Source organism: Priestia koreensis (assembly GCF_001274935.1).
In the GTDB taxonomy this organism is placed as follows: domain Bacteria; phylum Bacillota; class Bacilli; order Bacillales; family Bacillaceae_H; genus Bacillus_AG; species Bacillus_AG koreensis.
In genome coordinates this window covers 1-13,985 of sequence record NZ_LILC01000004.1, presented here as the reverse complement: position 1 = coordinate 13,985, position 13,985 = coordinate 1, and the positions used below count along the sequence as shown (strand labels likewise).

Annotated in this window: 16 protein-coding genes; 10 read left to right on the top strand and 6 right to left on the bottom strand. The window is 36.2% G+C overall.

What is annotated here, in order from left to right; all coding sequences use genetic code 11:
- The first annotated feature begins 164 nt into the window (after positions 1-164).
- From AMD01_RS24635 to AMD01_RS04040, 4 genes are all read left to right on the top strand, one after another.
- Positions 165-335 carry a hypothetical protein gene (locus AMD01_RS24635; RefSeq protein WP_245638881.1) on the top strand — a complete coding sequence of 57 codons (171 nt, stop codon included), beginning with the start codon at positions 165-167 and terminating at the stop codon, positions 333-335.
- A gap of 12 nt (positions 336-347) precedes the next feature.
- The gene (locus AMD01_RS04050; protein ID WP_245638880.1) at positions 348-1,007 is read left to right on the top strand and encodes a COG4705 family protein; all 660 of its coding nucleotides are present in this window, start codon (positions 348-350) and stop codon (positions 1,005-1,007) included.
- A 212-nt stretch (positions 1,008-1,219) separates the two neighbouring features.
- Positions 1,220-1,483 (top strand): hypothetical protein, encoded by a 264-nt coding sequence (locus tag AMD01_RS04045; RefSeq protein WP_053400133.1) that lies wholly within the window; start codon positions 1,220-1,222, stop codon positions 1,481-1,483.
- Between the two features lie 261 nt (positions 1,484-1,744).
- Positions 1,745-2,098, top strand: coding sequence for a hypothetical protein (locus AMD01_RS04040; RefSeq protein ID WP_053400132.1), 354 nt, complete (start codon positions 1,745-1,747; stop codon positions 2,096-2,098).
- A gap of 124 nt (positions 2,099-2,222) precedes the next feature.
- Here the strand turns inward: AMD01_RS04040 and AMD01_RS04035 are convergent, their stop codons facing one another.
- Both AMD01_RS04035 and AMD01_RS04030 read right to left on the bottom strand, forming a co-directional pair.
- Positions 2,223-3,329, bottom strand: coding sequence for a cell adhesion domain-containing protein (locus AMD01_RS04035; RefSeq protein ID WP_053400131.1), 1,107 nt, complete (start codon positions 3,327-3,329; stop codon positions 2,223-2,225).
- Positions 3,330-3,769: 440 nt separating this feature from the next.
- A complete protein-coding gene (locus tag AMD01_RS04030; protein WP_281176834.1) occupies positions 3,770-4,345 on the bottom strand; it encodes a GNAT family N-acetyltransferase in 576 nt (191 codons plus the stop codon).
- Positions 4,346-4,767: 422 nt separating this feature from the next.
- Between AMD01_RS04030 and AMD01_RS04025 the strand changes: the two genes are divergently transcribed.
- From AMD01_RS04025 to AMD01_RS04015, 3 genes are all read left to right on the top strand, one after another.
- Positions 4,768-5,052: a CD3324 family protein gene (locus AMD01_RS04025; RefSeq protein ID WP_053400129.1), complete on the top strand. Its 285-nt coding sequence runs from the start codon at positions 4,768-4,770 to the stop codon at positions 5,050-5,052.
- A 142-nt stretch (positions 5,053-5,194) separates the two neighbouring features.
- Positions 5,195-5,638, top strand: coding sequence for a GNAT family N-acetyltransferase (locus AMD01_RS04020; RefSeq protein ID WP_053400128.1), 444 nt, complete (start codon positions 5,195-5,197; stop codon positions 5,636-5,638).
- A 69-nt stretch (positions 5,639-5,707) separates the two neighbouring features.
- Positions 5,708-6,298, top strand: coding sequence for a GNAT family N-acetyltransferase (locus tag AMD01_RS04015; protein ID WP_053400127.1), 591 nt, complete (start codon positions 5,708-5,710; stop codon positions 6,296-6,298).
- A 135-nt stretch (positions 6,299-6,433) separates the two neighbouring features.
- Here AMD01_RS04015 and AMD01_RS04010 read toward each other — a convergent pair whose 3' ends face one another.
- Complete coding sequence (locus AMD01_RS04010) at positions 6,434-6,886, bottom strand: VOC family protein (protein ID WP_053400126.1); 453 nt, start codon at positions 6,884-6,886, stop codon at positions 6,434-6,436.
- Positions 6,887-7,127: 241 nt separating this feature from the next.
- Here AMD01_RS04010 and AMD01_RS04005 point away from each other — a divergent pair, with 241 nt between their 5' ends.
- From AMD01_RS04005 to AMD01_RS03995, 3 genes are all read left to right on the top strand, one after another.
- On the top strand, positions 7,128-7,778 hold the full coding sequence (locus tag AMD01_RS04005) for a suppressor of fused domain protein (protein ID WP_053400125.1): 651 nt from the start codon (positions 7,128-7,130) through the stop codon (positions 7,776-7,778).
- 616 nt (positions 7,779-8,394) lie between these two features.
- Positions 8,395-8,796 (top strand): hypothetical protein, encoded by a 402-nt coding sequence (locus AMD01_RS25005; RefSeq protein WP_342666964.1) that lies wholly within the window; start codon positions 8,395-8,397, stop codon positions 8,794-8,796.
- Positions 8,797-8,930: 134 nt separating this feature from the next.
- Positions 8,931-9,356, top strand: coding sequence for a hypothetical protein (locus AMD01_RS03995; protein WP_053400124.1), 426 nt, complete (start codon positions 8,931-8,933; stop codon positions 9,354-9,356).
- Positions 9,357-10,471: 1,115 nt separating this feature from the next.
- Here AMD01_RS03995 and AMD01_RS03985 read toward each other — a convergent pair.
- From AMD01_RS03985 to AMD01_RS03975, 3 genes are all read right to left on the bottom strand, one after another.
- Entirely contained in the window at positions 10,472-12,175 is a 1,704-nt protein-coding gene (locus tag AMD01_RS03985) for an MFS transporter (protein ID WP_053400122.1), read from the bottom strand.
- A gap of 130 nt (positions 12,176-12,305) precedes the next feature.
- The gene (locus AMD01_RS03980) at positions 12,306-12,932 is read right to left on the bottom strand and encodes a TetR/AcrR family transcriptional regulator (protein WP_053400121.1); all 627 of its coding nucleotides are present in this window, start codon (positions 12,930-12,932) and stop codon (positions 12,306-12,308) included.
- A gap of 695 nt (positions 12,933-13,627) precedes the next feature.
- The coding region (locus AMD01_RS03975; protein WP_157052606.1) for an MBL fold metallo-hydrolase at positions 13,628-13,985 on the bottom strand (358 nt) is incomplete at its 5' end.

Here is a 13,985-nt window from a genome sequence, read left to right as displayed (position 1 = left end):
TATCACAGTAAAAATGTTTGAAGAGCATGGAATTAGGACAAGCTGTTTCTTTATTATTTATCAATCTAATTTTCATGGAATTTCCATACAATCTTTAACAATTTTTAATTGAGTTATGAGATGATAAGCAGGCTTTTATAAGGAAAGAAGGGGGAGGGGATTAGATGAAAAATGATCAACTAAACATGCGATCAGCATTAAACAAAATCCCTCAATTAACGCTTTTATTTTGGATTATGAAAATTGCCGCTACTACTTTGGGTGAAACAGGAAGTGACCTTTTCACAGTTCCAGGTACAGAAGACAATTACTTTACACCACTTCTTTTCTTTTAAGGAATTTTCGCAGTGTTCTTAACCTGTCAGCTGTTTGTGAAGAAGTATATTCCTCCTGTGTACTGGACTGTGATCTTATCAACTATTTTAGCAGGAACCGCTTTTTCAGATTATATGGATCGCTCCCTTGGGTTAGGCTATATGAAAGGTTCTCTAATTTTGGTTACGTTACTCGCTCTAATTTTTGTCTTTTGGTATTTTACAGAGCCCACTTTAAACGTAAAGAACATTCAGACGAAAAAAGTAGAAGTTCTTTACTGGATTGCCATTTTAGTATCAAATACGCTTGGAACTGCTGCAGGGGATTTCCTCTCACATCAGCCGAAAGGTGTTTCCCAATTAGCTGGCGGGGGTCAGTATTTGGAGCAAGGCCTAGGGTTGACGATCGCTCAAGGAGCCATGTTGACAGGAGGGTTAATTTTACTCGTTCTCTTAGCTTACTGGTTTACGAAAATTAATCGCGTGTTTTTATTTTGGACCGCATTTGTACTAACTCGTCCTTTCGGTGCTACGTTTGGCGACTTTCTAATTAAGCCCCATGAAAAGGGAGGGCTAGGTCTACAAAACGGAACACAAATTGCTTCGGCTATTTTACTGGGGATTTTAGTGATTTGTATTATTGTTCAATACGCCTCTAGAAAATCAAATACAAGCAAATCACAGAGTATATAATAGAACAAAGCAAGCGCTGATCACTACGATCTTTTATTTAGGGATGCTTATGATAAATGAATAAGAATAGTGAGTTGCACAAAAAAACAGAGCGGTTATAGCATAATCGCTCTGTTTTTCAGATCAAAAAATTCAATTCATGCTGATGCTTTTCATTTACTGTATAATTGTACAAATAACCAACAATGCATAATCTAGGGGGAGTAAGTAGTTTGGAGAGTCAAAAAAACTTTAAGTGGCGGGTTACAAAATATAACCCCGCCTTTCGAGATGAAAATGGAATATATACACTAACAGATGAATGGACTTGTCCTTCTGAAATAGGAAATACAATTGATGGAAAACCATTTACAATGACCGAATATCAACGTGTTGAGAGGGCATATATAGATTCTGTTCAAAAATTTATGGAGGAAAGTGATACGGACTCTTTAACTATTTCCGAAATAGAGTACTACTTAACAGAAGAAGATTGAAAATCTCCTCTATATAACGAAGAATTTGAACAGCTGTCTTTGAAAAATCATTCAACGGTCACTACTCATGAAGTCCGCTTAATTTGTCAAATGATTTTGCGTAATTTTTTGTGGTGTAATCTGGATCATAAGGACGAATTTTTCGTAAAATTTGGGTGGGATTATTATATGTATATTGGCTCTCACACACCTTGTCCAGACGCTATTCATTTTGCTACAAGAACCGGTCTGTTTGTTGAAGAGTGGGAGGGTGAATGACGTATGTTTTGGAAACTGAGAAGAAAATGCAAGCACACTGCTTATAAACTAGAAGCAGATTTTTCTTTTGATCCAATTTGGTGTAACGATTGCGGCTGGAATTTAGATGTAGAAGACTTTCCATTATCAGATCAGCGGCAGGAAGAGTTATCTCAGTGGATAGTAGAATATGGTGAATGGATTGATTTTGAAACGGACTCCTTAAAAGAGAATGGATTAACATTAGAGAAACAGCACAATGAAAAAGGAATGAAATTATTTAACGAGGTAAAAAAGGAGCTAGGGGAGGAATACACGATTATATTTGTTCCGTCGACATCAGCACAATTTTACAAAGAAATGGAAGAAGATTTTTAATCATATATTCCTTACATAAATTACAATACATCTAAACTTATCAAAAATAGAGCCCTCATGCTGTCGCACTGGGCTCCTAGAAAAATCTGTTACTTAATTTAATTAATCCATTCGTTAAAATTCTTTAACGAGTAGTGACCTCAAATTTATCATCAGCAGGATTTGCCGTATTTTGCCCTGCATTTTGATACCACCTGTTGCTTGAGTTCATCATCGTTTGTATACGCGTAGTAGCCGTAGCGGCAGAAGGGCCCGTCAGTCCTGTTGATACACCACCCTTCGTTTCAGCAGGTGCAGCGGACCCCATGGAGTAGAAATACCAATCTCTTGCTGCGCCGTGCTTTCCGGCTTGATCAAGTGCAGAAACATACCAGGGTTTAAGTTCAGCGAACGCTGTTAACTGTAGCATTCCACTATTGCTGTCACCAATGCCTATGTCTGTGATCGCACTTGATTTATATTGTTCAAATACGACTCCTTTTGTCTTTAATTGCGTGACGTATTGACGACAAACTTCCCCAGTCCATGAACCACCTAAATAGCTTTTACCATCTTTCGACCAAAACGGATCAAGAAGAGCAACACGCTTTGGTCTTAAATTTGAGGACATGGTTCCACTATCAACCTGATCACTAATTAGCTTTGCACCATTCGTTACCATTTGACTTCCTAGCGAATGTCCCGCAAGACGAACTTCACTCCCCGTAAATCCTTGCATGGCTTGTTTGTATGTATTCACAAACAATTGTGCTGCTGAAACGGTTGGTGCACCTGATGTACTGTATGTTCCGTCTTTCTTGCGCCAGCGCATACCTTGAGTTCCAGAAGTGGACCAAATTTTAGCTTCTGCATCTTTCACTTCACTTTCGTCTGCTAGTTGATTCCAGTAAAAGATCCCTACATTCCAGCCTTTAGCAACCCAGTAGTCGACGGTGTTCACGTCTGGACCATTTGTTGGGTCATTTCGTTTAGGGTTAAATGTCTCGCGGAAAAGGGAGGCAGTGGTGCCGTTTTGCCAGCCATGAATATAGATAACGGTTGGTTTACTTGCATTAAAGTAGGAATTTGATTGCCCCGCAATAAACTTTTGTGAGACGTTACCTGAACCAAACCAGTAAATTCCCGTGTCCAGAGTTTGTCCGTCATATGCAGCAGCTGCTGGTGAAGGGAACCAAGGAAGCATAACAAACAATAAAATAAGACTGACCCATACATGGCGTATCTTCTTCAAATGATCAACCTCCAAATGCAATGTAATGTTTCAATATGGAGTATATGAGAATGAGCTGAATTTTCATTACACTATCGATGAAAAATGTATGCGCTTACTTAATTAAGGTGGATTTATTCTCTTTTTTCATATTTGTGGAGTCTTTTAATAATAGGATTTTAAAAAATTTCAACCTCACACATGGAAGGAAAATACATTTTAGGTGTGGAATTCACCTGTAATACAGTTTTATACGAGATCGACTAGTGTGTGAAAAGAATATGTTAATCATTTTTCCAAGGTATATTAATTTGCAAATCCTGTTACAAAAAAAGAAGGACTATTAATTAAAGACGAATTACAAGTGGATCACCTGAAGAATGGGAGGATGTTTATTTTTGATAGTTGTTTCTTCAACTAACGGGCATTTTAGTTGAAGAAACATTTTGAGGAAAAAATGATTAATGTACTACGTTCAATATTGGTATTGGATTAAGAAAATTCATTTCTAAATACTCCTGCTGAAGAATCCCGTAGATCCCACAATCCTTGTATTGATTATTTTTTCGAATCATATGTCTAATAATGCCTTCACGTTTCATTCCCACTTTTAACATGATCCTACCTGATGCAGGGTTATCGATATTATGTGTGGCTGATATTTTATGGATATTCATAAAACGAAATGCGAATTCAACAATTGCATGCAATGCTTCTGATCCATATCCTTGATTCCACCAATTAAATCCGATGTTATATCCAACTTCACAATTTTCCGTACCGTCATCGATATTATATAGATCTATCGTACCGATCAGTTCACCACTTTCCTTCATTTCAATTCCCCAATAACAAAAGTTTTCGCTCACATAGTGGTTCGTAATTTCAGTCAATCGATCGATTGTTTCAGAAATCGCTTTATGTGGTCCCTTGATTAAATTATCCATTACACGATGATCTGAGAATATGTAATCAAACATTCTACTTGCATCATTCATTTCTATTTTCCTTAACACAAGTCTTTGGGTTTCAATCATCGGTGTCCCTTTATAAATAATCATACAATCACCTTCGTTTCCTGTAATTATTTCTGTATGGAAAACTTATCTAAGCGTAGGATATGTTTCGATATTTCGCACTACATTTCCTTTAAGTATTAAGTTATTGATCGTAGGAGAGTTAACTTGATGTTTAGAGAATCCTGCTATTTAAAACCAAATAAGGTAGTGACTCAGTATCACTGGCAAACTCTATTTATCCCAAAAATCAGAAAATAGGGTTCTCGGAATTCAAAAAACTATGCTATGATTTCATTAAAGTAAAAATTCCAATAAAAGGTAGGAGGGTTTATTTATGAGAAGGCAACCTTTTTGTGCATAGCAAAGGCTATGTAAAAACCAAGTAAAGATCACATAGCCTTTGCTTCTTCTAATATAAATACACGATTAGGAGTGCAAAAATGAGCTATAAAAAAGCCAAAGATCTTTTACCAATAGAGTTAGTGGAGCTAATACAGCAATATGTTGATGGGGAATGCATTTATATCCCTCGAAGAGAAGGCACAAAAAGAGATTGGGGAACCAATACTTCTACACGAGGTGAATTAAATAGAAGAGACGCGAAAATTTATACGGACTATTTATCCGGTGTGGATCTAAACACGTTAAGCGTCACCTATTATTTGTCGTATAAAAGCATTCAAAGAATTGTATTGAAAGAAAAAAAGAAAAGAAACGTCTTATAACGAAAGCCAATGTGGTCGCGACCACGTTGGCTTTCGTTTGTTTATGAATGAAATACGAGGTATCTTATACCCCGTTCACATAATAAACTAGTAGTAATCGATCGTTATGAATGAACGCAGTGGAACAAAGGGGGATTTTATGATGAAACTTCATATAAGTAAGGAATGGAATCAAAAAGAGAAACAATATATCGACGATCAGCTTTACTTGTTTAACTTGCAGCACTTTCCGAAGGAATTGGGAGGGCGATATGAAGAAGTAAATGTATTGGTAAAGGATGAAAACGGTGCTCTTCGCGGTGGGATTTTGAGCGCCGTATGCTGGAATTGGTTAGAGATTTATACTATTTTTCTTGATGAAGATAGTAGACGATCTGGATACGGAACGAAGCTATTATCAGAGGTTGAGAAAGTGGCCGTAGAGAAAAAATGTGACTTTATAAAAGTGGATACGTTAAGTTTTCAAGCGCTCGATTTCTATAAGAAGAATGGCTTTCAAGTGTTTGGCAGTCTAAAAGGTGTGGGGAGAGATTTCGAGCACTACTATCTGAAAAAGGATTTAAACTTGCAAAATTTATCGGTGTAATGTTTACCCGTGTTAACGTTGAAAGTGAAGTGCTAAATTCAATTAAAATGAAGCAGGAGAGGTAACGATATGGGTGATCAAACATCAACGCACTTATTTCGAATAGATGGTGAAGATATTTACCTTCAAGAGTTTTCAATTCAAGATGCGAACCGTATTTGCAAAATATCAAATGAGCCAGAAATAGCTGAATTTTTGCCAGACTGGAAAACAACAAAGAGCCAACGGATAAATTGGATTACTAATTACGAAATTCCAGGAAACAAAGCGTTTCTTGATGTTGCAGCCAATCTATCAGATAAAGATCACCATATCTTAAAGCTGGGGATATTTATCAAACAAACAGGTGAATTCATCGGCTGGTGCTGCACAGGTATAAAAGATGAACTTCCTTTTCCAAATAGAGAAATCATGTACGCTATTTCAAGCAGCTATCAAAAGAAGGGATACGCAACAAAAGCCTCTAAAGCACTCATTCATTACTTGTTTACTCATACAAAAATGGAAACACTTAATGCAGTAGCTCTCATTAATAATAATGCATCCAATAGCGTCATTCAAAAATGCTGTTTTACTTATCAAGGTGAACGCATGATAGACAATAAGCGTTACTACCATTACATGCTGAGTAAATCAGAATGGGATAAAAAACACAAATAAGTTTTAGTTGTTCAGTAATTAGCAGTGAATCTGAAACAAATATTCATACAAAATGCTTGGAGAAGGACTTCAAGCATTTTTGTTTAAGCACTTTGCGATCAATCGCTGGATTTGACGTGTAATGAATGTGTTCTCTTATGTGTGAACAAGCTGTTCAGCCAACCCAATAAGAATTCCTTCCACTCCACGAATGTAACAGAGGCGATAGGCGTTTTCATATTGCACTACTTCACCAACGAGCTTGGCACCATGCTTTTCGAGCCTAGAGACCATTTCATCAATGTCTTCAACAGTAAACATGACCCGTAAATAACCACAAGCATTTACCGGTGCATTTCGATGATCGGATTGAATAGATGGCTGAAGAAAGCGCGAAAGTTCAATACGACTGTGACCATCTGGAGTAACCATCATCGCTATTTCTACACGCTGAGACGCTAATCCCGTTACACGCCCCGACCACTCTCCTTCAATAGTCGCCCTTCCTTCAAGACTTAAGCCAATCTCCTCGAAAAAAGAAATGGCGTTATCAAGAGATTCTACCACTATACTGATATTGTCCATTCGAAGTAATTTGTTTTTTTTCATTTGTTTTTTTCCTCATATAGTAAACTAATGATAACTTTATCTGTTTTTATGTATTCTGTTTAGAAGGTTTGAACTCCTTTTTACACAATGAAAGGAACAAGTGACCTAACTATAAGAACAAGCTAAAAATCTTCGAATGTAATAAAAGCTCTCTTTGTAGAGAAAGGATATACTCAGGAAGTAAGGTTTCTATATTCCCTTTTCTTGCTAGTTGTTGAAGAAACAATGAAAAATTAGGAAGGTGAACGTTATTTTTTGGAAAAATAATGGTCGAAAGAAAAACTTAGCACAGATAAAAGATCGTTATGATGAGAATTTTGGAACTCCTCATCGAATCGTGAAATACAACTGGAAGGGCGGGGAAGAAACTTCTATTTTAAAAGACGAAGATTTCACGATTTCTCGTGGCTTTTTTTATATTTTTGAGTACGCTCCTACAGCTGAACGGGTAGTTTGGACGTACGTATCATTAGGAATGTCAGAAAAGAGTATGTTAAATGCCACAAAATCAGAGTTAATTTGGCTTTCACACCAACAAAACGAAGAGATTTTTGAATTTCTTCCAAGCTTAGTGAGTTATCCATTTCATTATGATGCCTCTTTTGATTATGGACAAACGATATCTAACTCTGAAGCGATTTCTCCCTTTGCTATGAATACGCTATTAATTTGTCCTGCTTTTATTGAATATCAGGATTCACGAAGCCTCTTAGAACTGTTTGATTGTCAGCGTAAAGAACTACTATGGCTGTTACCTATTCATAGTAATGAGAAAGAATACATGCAGGAAAAGGGAGATTTTAGTAGCCTTTTTGATTTATGGGAGGAGAGAGAAATTGATTCACTAATGCTCTGTGATCTAAATCGCGTATCTACTTTAAAACCTATCTAAATTAGAATCCAAGTCATACATATTTTGAAATGAATTACAGCAAATGCTAGGAAAGCAGGAAAGAAAGGACACGATGTTTACCATGAATAAAAACGTTACGGTAAAAAACTTTGGGAGGGCTGCATGCTTTCATCCATTGATTATGCAGTCGGAATAGCAGAATACCCTGAACTTGCTTATGAGCAGTCTTAGGATGGAAGTAATTATAGTTTGCAAGATGGTGAAGGTACAAGGGGGATTCTTACATTTCACAGGAATTTTTCTATATTAAAGATTCGTAGTATGTGCGGAAACAAATTTTGTTCATTACATAATTACATAAAGAAAAAGAGGCTTAATAAATGGTAGATATTCAAATTTCTGATTGGGCAAAAGGTAGACCCAAAAAGCATTATATGCGCATACATGGACTTCGGATTTTTGAAATGATCTTTTGTAGGAAATTAGATCAGTTAGGATTTCAATTAGAGAATGTAAATGGTGTAACGTTTATTTTTTAGCAGATTCTAGGAAATCTGTAACCTGTAATGAAATCAAGTCTTTACAAGTAGTCGATGTGTTAGTTCCAGACGATTATATGGTGTTTTTAGAACTGGAGTCTGTAGAAGAAAAATATATGGAATTTTGCAGAGTTGTAAGAAAATATATTTTACCAACGTTTCAACAATATTCGTCTCTTTCACCGAGCATTGTTGAACGGTATGTGGAAGAAGCGTTAGAAGAAATTGTAAAGGAAAATTATGAAAAGGTATTTTTAGTCGCTAAAACGCCTAAGAAAAGCCCTAATCGCAAGAATACAGCTATTTTAAAAGGGATTCACCGCGTTTCGGGCTTTCAATTATGGTGTGAAATTTACAATGCAAGAAGCTTGGGAATAGTAAACCAACTATTGGTAGAAGAAGTTGGGAATGAAGTGGTATATGCGAGGTTTCTGGGGGAATTAAAATGGGAGAATAACGAGAAGGTCATAGTCAAATCGAAGACTAGCAGCTGGTTTAGTCAAATTGAAATCTCTTAAATATTTATATTTTGGGGTTAGTCGTTTTAGTTAGTATGATTCCTTATGTCATCTAGGCACTTGCTTTAAAAGAACTTATTCTTTAGATTTTAATCTGTTTGTAATGCTGCCGTTATTGGTGGGAGGATCTAAATATGAACAAGCGTATATTGATCTTTATTTGTCTTATAACACTCATAGGTTGCAGTGAGCACAATAAAAGTCAAAATGAGTGGAGAGCCGTCACGAAACAATCAGGAAAAATGTTGGTGCCAATCCGTGCTACTCTCGAGGTAGTAGAGGAAACGCTTGTCCGGAAACATATGAAGCTTAATTTGCACGTGGAGTACTTACGTGCAGAAGGATCTGGCAGGGTTGTATTTGAATCATCCGGTGTTATCCAGAATGCGGAACCAGATAAAAAGATCCTCGCTGAATGGACAGATATTAAAGAGGGTCAAACGGCGCTTATTCCCATTACAATTAATGCACGAAATTTCGGAAAGGGAAGTATAAAAGTAAAAGTAGAGGCCTACGATCAGAACGGAACATTTGACTATTCTTTAAATCCCGCCCAATAATTTTTAGTCACAGAAGAAGAAGTGCTAGCAGGACGAAGTGGATTTACTGATTTGAAACTGCAGTATATTGCTCATTTAAAAAAGAACGGTAAGATTCTCCACATTAGAAGAGATTTATAAAGCATTGGACTGCCAAGGAGGAAACATCTCGGAATACCGAATAGTAAATGTAGCCAAAGAAAAAGCCACATCCCTATTTTTAAGCATTAAAAAGGGATGTGGCTTTTTAAAATTTACATTTTGTTTTGCCACTTGCTTTTTTATACCTTTTCACTAATGAAAGAGCGTTACCTGAGTGATATTTTTGCGAGGTTGGGGAGATAGTAAAAATAATCATCTCTTGCTAGGAGGTCATTTAAAGTGACGAAGCATCCAAAAGTGTGGCTATGGTGCATTATGCTTGTACCTTGGCTGAGTGTTCCTTTTCTAGGTAAAAAAGCAATTAAGCGCTTTTTCGCAGCCAGTTTATTTATATGTGTTTTAATTCGTTTGGAAAGTTACATAGCAGAAAAAAGAAGATGGTGGTGGTTTTATGATCGCTTATTTCCAAAAGCTAGAGGTGAAACACCGCTTTTATGGGGACAATTTTTAATTGGAAGTATATGGATTTTAAAATATACATACGGCCATTTTTTCAAATATCTCGTTGTTAATTTTTTTACCGACCTATTTTTTATCTTTCCGTTTTCAAATTTCTTAAAAAGGCTCGGTTTGTTTTCATACGTAAGGTTAAGCCATCCTCGAGTGATGATTATTTTCTTTTTAAAATCAATCCTTTTGTATGCGTTCCAATTTGTTAAAGAGGGTTGTACATCACACAATGAGATAAAACAGAAAAGTTAACAAGGCTTGTTGTTATGTGGAGAAAGAGCATAGCTAGAGCAGAGAAGTTACATTGGTTATGATGTGAGAGATGCTTCAATTGAAAAGATAAACAATCGTTCAAGCTATTACTGAGTGTGCACACCTTATATCATCCTTTACGACAAGAATTTTATAACCTTTGAAATTAACCATAATTTGTAATATCCAAAAAACTTAAACGGTGCGTCATATCTAGAATATAAAAAGGGCCCACTCTCCTAGAAATGAGAGTCGGCTCTTTTTATTCTCACTTATTTCCCTATGTCTTTCATCTTTTTTAGAGCGTTTCGAAACTCTTGGTCACCCATATGCAACATTTCTTTAGGAGCGTAATTAGCTTGACTAAATGCTTTTAACGCTTTTCTAAATTCACTGTCACCAATTACTGGATTAGGAAAAGACTTGTTACTCACACATTGAGGAGGAGAGACAGAAGCAGACGTTTCAACCTGAATTTTTTCCTCACTTTGCTTTTCTTTATGCTGCTCTTTATGATGAGGTTTGTGAGCTAGTTTGTGTCCTTTGCCTGTTAAAAACATGAAAATCGAAAGAACCAATACTAATAAACCACATAAGCATGAGAAACCAGAAAAAGTATGAGAAGTCATCATTTCGGATTTTATATGCAAAGACTGAATAAAATGTTCTTTACTCGCCACTTTCACCTCAATACTTGCTTGTGTGAGATGATCTTCATACACTTTTCTAAAGATGATACTAACACTCAAGGGAATGATTGCAGATGAGATGACTCGTAAAAATTGAACCGTAACCATTCTAGGGATCAGGCTTGGCAAAGGTCCTCCTAAAGCTGCACCCATTAGACCAGCCGCTACTGTAAAACCGACTCCAGCTGTTGAAGCTATAAAACTAATCACAAAAAGGATAGCAGGAGCATCCCCATCTAGATACATCCATTGTATATTAACGACCATAATAATAATGGCTCCAATAATACCTAGTACTCCGGGCCCAACTTTATCATAGAGCAAAGTACTTAAGATAGCAGCAATGATGATTCCAGCAAAAAGCCCAATATAGATAAGGGAAATTTGCCCTCTATCAAACAAAGATTCACTTTTAAGTAGCCCTTGTAGTGACAACAGAGTTAAAATCATGCTAATATTTCCTACAATAGCAATTAGTATAGCTAGGAATGGTTTTGGAGAAACAATTAACCCAAAGGAAATTAAAGGGTTTTTACTATGCAGTTCAGCGATAAATAGTAAGTATAAAAAGAGAATGCTTCCCACTATACCTACCCATACATAGGCCGAATTCCATCCAGACTTTTGGAGATTCAATAAGGTAAACGTAATAAATCCTGTGAAAATAAACATGAATGTTAAACCAACGATATCAAAAGGCAGAGGATTTTTCTCGTGTGGCTTCGCATGATCATTCGATAAAAATTTATAGCTGAAACCAATCCCTAGCAGAGAGAGTATTAGCGCAAGATAGAATAGCCATTTCCAATGACCATAGCTATTCACCAACATACCTAAAAAAACCCCCGTAACACCCGAACCATAAAAACCACCTATAAGAACAAGCAACGCTAGATTTCGCTTATGAATCGGAAATGAAAGTACGAGCATGGGAATCATCATCATGAGTGTTAACCCGGTCCCTACTCCTTGTAGAACACGCCCTATTCCCATTGTTAAAAAGCTATTCGAGATCATACTTATAAGAGCCCCTATAACAAACAAACACATGGAAAGAACATAGGTCCTGCGTTCGCCAATTTTATGGCGTAGAATAGGGCCGAATGGGATGCAAAATGCAAAGCTCATAACGCCGATTAAAACGGGAGTTATTGAGGTATAAGATTGGTTGTCAAATGACCTTTGGAGAATTTCCCTGATCGAATTTAATGCCGTATTTAACATTAAACCTGGACCAATTGCCAAAACGGCAAGTAAAGAAATACCCCAATGTTTTTCTATTTTCATATTAGTATTCCTTTCTGTTGTTCATGATTGTAAAAATTCCAAAACCAACGCTATCTATTTGTTGGATTTGCTGCCACGTTTAAAATAAGATTTTAAAACTCCATACTTGGACAAACGAAAAAATAAAGCTTCAGTAAGGAAGCTTTATTTTATTTTCTAGACCTGCCACTCGAATCGGCCCTAAAAGTGTCAGACTAGTTAATTTATCAGCCATAAAAGCAGCACTAAACTTCATGTCACTTTCCAACCAAGAGCCAATCACACCGATGTGAGCTGATGCAATATAGCTAATGAGAATATCTTTTGGAATATCAAGTCCATCTTCCACTTCATCAATAGAAGACATTAGCTCTCCATATACTTTGGTCTTCACAATTTCTGTCATGTAACTTCTAAATTGAGGCAGTCCTCGATCACTTAACATTACTTTAAAATAATCAGCGTTTTTCTGAATGAATTCAAAAAGCTTTAAAAAAGAGACCGAACCTTTTTGGGGATCTACATTGAGAGTGGATTGTTCGTCTTGCTTAGGTTTTACTTCTTCAATCAGTTCTTCTAAAACTTCATTCATGCTATGCACAAGAAAATCTTGCTTATCTTGATAGTGCAAATAAAAGGTTCCCCGAGTTAAATCTGCTTTTTCCGTAATTTCTTGAATGGTGATTGATGTCACGTCTTTTTCTTTAAGTAGCTCTACTAAAGCGTCTCGTAAATATTTATTTGTTCTTTTTATTCTAGGATCTAATTTTTTAGACATTGATTTTCTCCTTGCGGCACTTTTTTAGATAGTAGACAACAACATCATGTGGAGTTTTATAGCATTCATCGATCTTTAATGATTGAACGTTTAACAGGATACATCATCTTACACGAATAAAATCTATACACTGTGTAAATTAATAAACACAACGTATATTAAGTCTCCCAAAGAAAAAAGTGTTTGTCAATAACATATACTTCTCACATTGCTTTAATTAAACGAGAGATTTTATAAAAACAGTATGCGATTAGAGCGAAAAGAAATTAGGCATGACCTTTCAAAAAGAAAAATAAAAAGGGGTGCTTTTTTGCTTCATATATAAAATACATCAACGAAATGACTCACAGCATCAGTCTCATTGACGCATATACTTAGGCTGTCAAACACACACATACTTTTGAAAGTGTGGATCTATACTAATTCACGACATCTTGCATGGCACACTAACAGATGCCATCATGTTTAGAATTTTTGAAACATCTGTCTATTGCAATAAAAAAAGCGTAACCACCGGTGGCTACGCTTTTTTTCTACGCACTTAAGCAAAATATTTAAATAGAAAACCTTCTTCCTACTTAAAAAGCGCAAGAAGAAGGATCTGTTTTTTTAATGTATTGATAGGATTCAGTAATTCTATTTCTTTTTGTGATTATTCGTATTTGTGTAAAGGCAACTTTTCACCACCGAACGGCTCAGTCTCTATAAATAAACGCATATCGCTTGTATAAATCAGGATGATAAAACAGATCTTGTCCATGTGAAGATGAAATTAAATGTGGCTTTATTTCATCTATAATATGTCCACTATCTATATTTGTATTCATATCGACACTAAACTTTCGAATAGGAGGATGAAGATCACTGCTTCCTGTAATAAAAAGATCACCTGTTAATAGGACGTTATCTTCTGTATGGTGATAGACGACGTGGCCTGGGCAATGTCCTGGTGTTAGATAGTAATGCAGTGGAACATCAGAAAGGATTTCCTCTGTCAACGGTTGAACCTTGTGTTTTACACCATTCTGTTCAAGTACATTTTTATTCGGATAA

What these genes read in the sequence shown, in the direction of transcription:
- AMD01_RS24635 (WP_245638881.1), top strand. Translation starts at nt 165, where the DNA reads ATGAAAAATGATCAACTAAACATGCGATCAGCATTAAACAAAATCCCT.
- AMD01_RS04040 (WP_053400132.1), top strand. Translation starts at nt 1,745, where the DNA reads ATGTTTTGGAAACTGAGAAGAAAATGCAAGCACACTGCTTATAAACTA.
- AMD01_RS04030 (WP_281176834.1), bottom strand. Translation starts at nt 4,345, where the DNA reads ATGATTGAAACCCAAAGACTTGTGTTAAGGAAAATAGAAATGAATGAT.
- AMD01_RS04025 (WP_053400129.1), top strand. Translation starts at nt 4,768, where the DNA reads ATGAGCTATAAAAAAGCCAAAGATCTTTTACCAATAGAGTTAGTGGAG.
- AMD01_RS04020 (WP_053400128.1), top strand. Translation starts at nt 5,195, where the DNA reads ATGAAACTTCATATAAGTAAGGAATGGAATCAAAAAGAGAAACAATAT.
- AMD01_RS04015 (WP_053400127.1), top strand. Translation starts at nt 5,708, where the DNA reads ATGGGTGATCAAACATCAACGCACTTATTTCGAATAGATGGTGAAGAT.
- AMD01_RS04010 (WP_053400126.1), bottom strand. Translation starts at nt 6,886, where the DNA reads ATGAAAAAAAACAAATTACTTCGAATGGACAATATCAGTATAGTGGTA.
- AMD01_RS25005 (WP_342666964.1), top strand. Translation starts at nt 8,395, where the DNA reads ATGGAATTTTGCAGAGTTGTAAGAAAATATATTTTACCAACGTTTCAA.
- AMD01_RS03995 (WP_053400124.1), top strand. Translation starts at nt 8,931, where the DNA reads ATGAACAAGCGTATATTGATCTTTATTTGTCTTATAACACTCATAGGT.
- AMD01_RS03985 (WP_053400122.1), bottom strand. Translation starts at nt 12,175, where the DNA reads ATGAAAATAGAAAAACATTGGGGTATTTCTTTACTTGCCGTTTTGGCA.
- AMD01_RS03980 (WP_053400121.1), bottom strand. Translation starts at nt 12,932, where the DNA reads ATGTCTAAAAAATTAGATCCTAGAATAAAAAGAACAAATAAATATTTA.